Genomic DNA, 211 nt, shown 5'->3' on the forward strand with positions numbered 1-211 from the left:
CAGCGTGCCACCCCAGAGGTTGAAGAGGTAGGCGTCCTCGGCGGCGACGGTGCCGTTGGCGGTGACGGTGCCGTAGAGCTTCGACTCGCCCGGGTCGATGCGGAAGTCGGTCAGTTCGACGACGGTGCCGTCGGCCGAGGTCAGGCTGAGGCCGGAGCCGTCGTGGTCGATCTCGCCCTGGACGTAGGGTCGCACGTCGCTGTCGGGGCCG

1 pseudogene is annotated in these 211 nt (G+C 70.1%); it reads right to left on the minus strand.

From position 1 onward, the window contains the following. Positions 1-211: pseudogene (locus tag ASL10_RS16215) on the minus strand (hypothetical protein); the annotation flags it as partial.

Origin of the sequence: Frigoribacterium sp. Leaf8 (assembly GCF_001421165.1) — a bacterium.
Classification (GTDB): domain Bacteria; phylum Actinomycetota; class Actinomycetes; order Actinomycetales; family Microbacteriaceae; genus Frigoribacterium.